This window comes from Thiocapsa sp. (assembly GCF_035467215.1).
Taxonomy (GTDB): Bacteria; Pseudomonadota; Gammaproteobacteria; order Chromatiales; family Chromatiaceae; genus Thiocapsa.
Genome location: NZ_DATITZ010000113.1, coordinates 1 through 4,207 on the forward strand (window position 1 = coordinate 1; position 4,207 = coordinate 4,207).

The 4,207-nt window shown below is 65.9% G+C and carries 6 protein-coding genes and 1 pseudogene; 5 read left to right on the forward strand and 2 right to left on the reverse strand.

The features are described 5' to 3' along the window. The 5 genes from rpsP to sbcB all read left to right on the forward strand — a co-directional run. On the forward strand, nt 1-258 hold a 258-nt coding region (gene rpsP / locus VLR48_RS06600), incomplete at its 5' end, for a 30S ribosomal protein S16 (RefSeq protein WP_325291012.1). Nucleotides 259-303: 45 nt separating this feature from the next. Beyond that, nucleotides 304-813 (forward strand): ribosome maturation factor RimM, encoded by a 510-nt coding sequence (rimM, locus tag VLR48_RS06605; RefSeq protein ID WP_325291013.1) that lies wholly within the window; start codon nt 304-306, stop codon nt 811-813. Nucleotides 814-886: 73 nt separating this feature from the next. Continuing rightward, nucleotides 887-1,636, forward strand: a complete 750-nt coding sequence (gene trmD, locus VLR48_RS06610) for a tRNA (guanosine(37)-N1)-methyltransferase TrmD (protein ID WP_325291016.1) — start codon at nt 887-889, stop codon at nt 1,634-1,636. 21 nt (nt 1,637-1,657) lie between these two features. Further along, on the forward strand, nt 1,658-2,002 hold the full coding sequence (gene rplS / locus VLR48_RS06615; RefSeq protein ID WP_093029092.1) for a 50S ribosomal protein L19: 345 nt from the start codon (nt 1,658-1,660) through the stop codon (nt 2,000-2,002). A gap of 5 nt (nt 2,003-2,007) precedes the next feature. Continuing rightward, nucleotides 2,008-3,462, forward strand: a complete 1,455-nt coding sequence (gene sbcB, locus VLR48_RS06620; protein ID WP_325291014.1) for an exodeoxyribonuclease I — start codon at nt 2,008-2,010, stop codon at nt 3,460-3,462. 162 nt (nt 3,463-3,624) lie between these two features. Here the strand turns inward: sbcB and VLR48_RS06625 are convergent, their stop codons facing one another. Both VLR48_RS06625 and VLR48_RS06630 read right to left on the reverse strand, forming a co-directional pair. Beyond that, nucleotides 3,625-3,804 (reverse strand): DUF2892 domain-containing protein, encoded by a 180-nt coding sequence (locus tag VLR48_RS06625; protein WP_325291015.1) that lies wholly within the window; start codon nt 3,802-3,804, stop codon nt 3,625-3,627. A 124-nt stretch (nt 3,805-3,928) separates the two neighbouring features. Beyond that, nucleotides 3,929-4,075, reverse strand: a pseudogene (locus VLR48_RS06630) (helix-turn-helix domain-containing protein); the annotation flags it as partial. Nucleotides 4,076-4,207 lie beyond the last annotated feature (132 nt).

A 4,207-nucleotide genomic window follows, 5' to 3' on the forward strand; every position in this document is an offset into this window, starting at 1 on the left:
CGTTTGTCTCGGGGTGGCTCCAAGAAGAACCCTTTTTATCAGATCGTTGTCGCCGACATCCGCGCCAAGCGTGATGGGCGCTACATCGAGCGCCTCGGCTTCTTCAACCCGCTCGCCAAGGGCGGCGAGGTCGAGCTGCGCGTCGACCGTCAGCGTGCGCAGTCTTGGGTCGAGCGCGGCGCCCAGCCGACCGACCGCGTCAAGCAGCTTCTGAAGCAGGCCGCTCGCGAAGAGTCGGCAACCGCAGTCGCGTCCTAGTCCGAACGATCGCACCACGCGAAGCCGACTCGAACCCCCCCGATCGTGGCCGGACAACCGGATTCGACGCGTATCGTCGTCGGGCACATCGCCGGTGTGTACGGGGTGCGCGGCTGGTTGAAGGTGATGTCGGAGACGGAGCCTCCGGAGGGCATCCTGAGCTACTCTCCCTGGCTGCTCGGCGCAGACGCGACGGCCTGGACAGTGAGCGAAGGAAAGCGGCATGGCAAGGGTATCGTCGTCAGCCTTCGCGGCTGTGACGACCGCGACCGAGCGGCCGCGCTTGTCGGGCAGGATATCTCCGTCGGTCGTGATCAGCTGCCGCCGGCCTCGCAGGATGAGTTTTACTGGGTCGATCTGGAAGGACTCTCGGTCGAGACGACCGAGGGCGTCGCGCTCGGCTCGATCGATCATCTCTTCGCGACCGGGGCAAACGATGTCATCGTCGTCAAGGGTGATCGCGAGCGTCTATTGCCTTTTGTTTGGGGCGACGTGGTCAAGAATGTCGATTTCGAGCAGCGCCGAATGTTGGTGGATTGGGATCCGTCGTTCTAGCGCGTCGGCGTCGACATCGTCGGCCGTGGGTCATGTTTGAGATACTCCGATGTGATCGGCGCTGCTGTCCGTGATGCGCTTCGATGTCGTCACCCTGTTCCCGGAGCTGTTCGGGGTTCTGGTCGACCAAGGCGTGACGGGGCGAGCCCTGGTCCGCGGTGTGGCCGAGCTGCACCTTTGGAACCCGCGTGACTTCACGCACGATCGGCATCGCACCGTCGACGACCGACCCTACGGTGGCGGCCCGGGGATGTTGATGAAGGTGGAGCCGCTGCGCGATGCCATCGCTGCCGCACGCGCGCAGGTGCCCGAGAGCCGGGTCGCCTACCTCTCGCCGCAGGGCAGGGTATTGGATCAGGCGGCAATGGTCGAGCTGTCGCGCCGATCCGGCTGGATCCTGGTCGCCGGGCGTTACGAAGGCGTCGACGAGCGTTTGATCGAGGGCCATATCGACGATGAATGGTCGATCGGCGACTACGTCCTGAGCGGCGGAGAGCTGGCGGCCATGGTGGTGATGGACGCGGTCATCCGACTGCTTCCCGGTGCGCTCGGGCATGCCGACTCGGCCGCCCAGGATTCGCATACCGACGGGTTGCTGGATTGCCCGCATTACACCCGACCGCCCGAGATCGACGGGCGCCGGGTGCCTGAAGTCTTGATCGGCGGCGATCACGCCGCGATCGCGCGCTGGAGGTTGCAGCAGGCCCTCGGGCGAACCTACCGGCGTCGCCCCGATCTCTTGGAGCGGCGCGGTTTGAATCCGCACGAGCAGGCGCTGCTCGATGAATTTGTCCGGTCGCATCACGACGATGAGGCCGGTTGAGAACAGGAGCCGAAGGAAACCATGAGCAACATCATTCTCCAGCTCGAAGCCGAGCAAATGAAGGCCGAAGTCCCCGAGTTCTCCCCGGGCGACACCGTCGTCGTCCAGGTCCGCGTCAAGGAAGGCGCCCGCGAGCGTCTGCAGGCCTTCGAGGGCGTGGTGATCGCGATCCGCAACCGCGGTCTGAACTCGGCCTTCACGGTTCGCAAGATGTCCCACGGCGAAGGGGTCGAGCGCGTCTTCCAGACGCACAGCCCGGTGATCGCCGGCATCGAGGTCAAGCGCAAGGGCGACGTGCGTCGCGCCAAGCTCTACTACCTTCGCGGCCGCACCGGCAAGAGTGCCCGTATCCGCGAGAAGATCTAAGGCGAGTGGCCGGTCGCCCCAACGCGCCGACCTTTCTCTGGCACGACTACGAGACCTGGGGCTCGGATCCGCGTCGCGACCGGCCGTGCCAGTTCGCCGCTGTGCGTACGGACGTCGATCTCAACGAGATCGGCGATCCGAGCATGTTCTTTTGCCGTCCCTCGACCGATCTACTCCCGCACCCGCAAGCCTGTCTCATCACCGGCATCACGCCCCGACTTGCCGAGCGCGAGGGGCTGGTCGAGGCCGAGTTCGCCGCCGCCGTCAACGCCGAGCTGAGCGTCCCCGGAACCTGCGGGGTCGGATACAACAGCATGCGCTTCGACGACGAGGTCACGCGCAACCTGCTCTATCGCAACCTGCTCGATCCCTACGCGCGCGAGTGGCGTAACGGCAATTCCCGCTGGGATCTTATCGACGCACTGAGGCTCGCCCATGCCCTGCGACCGGACGGGATCGAATGGCCGACGCGCGAGGACGGCACCGCCTCCTTCAAGCTCGAGCATCTCACCGCCGCCAACGGGATCGCCCACGGTCAGGCCCATGACGCGCTCGCCGACGTGCGCGCCACCATCGCCCTGGCGCGCCGCCTGCGGCACGCCCAGCCCAAGCTGTTCGACTATGCGCTGAGCTTGAGGAGCAAGACACGGGTGCGTGAGCTGCTCGATCGAGGCGTGCCGCTCCTGCATGTCTCGGCGCGCTATCCGGCTGCCCAAGGCTGCATCGCACCGATCCTGCCGCTTTGTGCCCATCCGCTCAACGGCAACGGGGTGGTCTGTATCGATCTGCGCGCGTCCCCGGACCTGTTGATCCATCTCTCCGCAGACGAGCTGCGGACCCGGCTCTTCACGCCTGCGAGCGAGCTTCCCGAGGGTGTCGAGCGGGTCCCGTTGAAGACGATTCACGTCAACCGCGCGCCGGTTCTGGCCCCGATGAAGACCCTCGAGCCCGAGGCGGCGGCGCGCTGGTCGATCGACCCGGATGCAGTCGCCGATCATGCGCGCCGGTTACGCGAGGCCGCTCCGGCGATCGAAGAGAAGGTCCGCGCGGTCCATGGCGCCCATGATGGAACGGTCGAGACCGACCCCGACCTCATGATCTATTCGGGCGGCTTCTTCTCGGACGCCGATCGCCGCGCCATGGACGCGATCCACGGGCTTGACCCCGCCGAGCTGAGCGACCATGCGCCGAGCTTTCGAGACCCGCGTCTCGGCGAGATGCTGTTGCGCTACCGCGCCCGGAATTGGCCCGAGACGCTCACACCCGAAGAGCGCGAGGACTGGGATCTGTTCCGCTTCGCCCGGCTCACCGATCCCGCCGCTGGCGGCAGTATCGTGATCGATCAATTCGAGCAGTCCCTGAGCGAGCTCGCCGAGCAATACGCCGATGATCCGGGCAAGCGTGCGATCCTCGAAGACCTCGCCGACTGGGCTGAACGCGTGCTCGACGCGGAGGCGTGAGGGACAGGCGACGACGTTGCGGAGGGAGCCCGCGACAGGGAGGGCCGGTGCAATACGCTTGGCCCGGAAGGGATGTGGGGCCGATTGTAGGGGCGACTTCAGTCGCCCTCTCTGATATGGAGACCGAGCGGGCCGTCCCTTCGGTTGACCCGCCGAGCGCGCCTATTTGCCGGTATTCAGCTTGAGCGGCAGATAGACGGGGCACCAGCGCAAGAGCCCGGTGGCCAGGGGTACCAGCCCGATGGCACCTAGCCAATTCTGGGCATAGACGCCCCAGCCGACGATGGCGACACCGGCGACGATACGGAGGGTGCGATCGAGTGTTCCGACATTTGGGGTCATAGGATGATCTCTGTTGTTGTGGCGACCGGCGCGTTCGGCCGATCCGGTGAGGGTGTCATACAAGCCTAATCGCAGCGCCCCGGCGATTCAGTGACTTTGTCACCAAGCGACGGATTGCGTCTGCTCAGCCATCCCGTGCGCGCAGCTCGAGCGCCGGAATGTCCAGCAGCTCGATGAGACCGCGCGTCGTGCGCAGCAGTCCCTGCGACTCCAGACCCTTCAGGACGCGGCTGATGACCTCGCGCGAAGACCCCAGTTCCACAGCTAGCGAGGCTTCGCCTCAGACCGACGAGTCATGGGGTGAGCTCCGGTATCGGGCGGCCCCGGTTGAGCGACGGAAGGCTAAACTTCCGTTGGTAGCCGCACGTAGCGGCGTGTGGCGCGTGGCCAAGATGCCAACCGG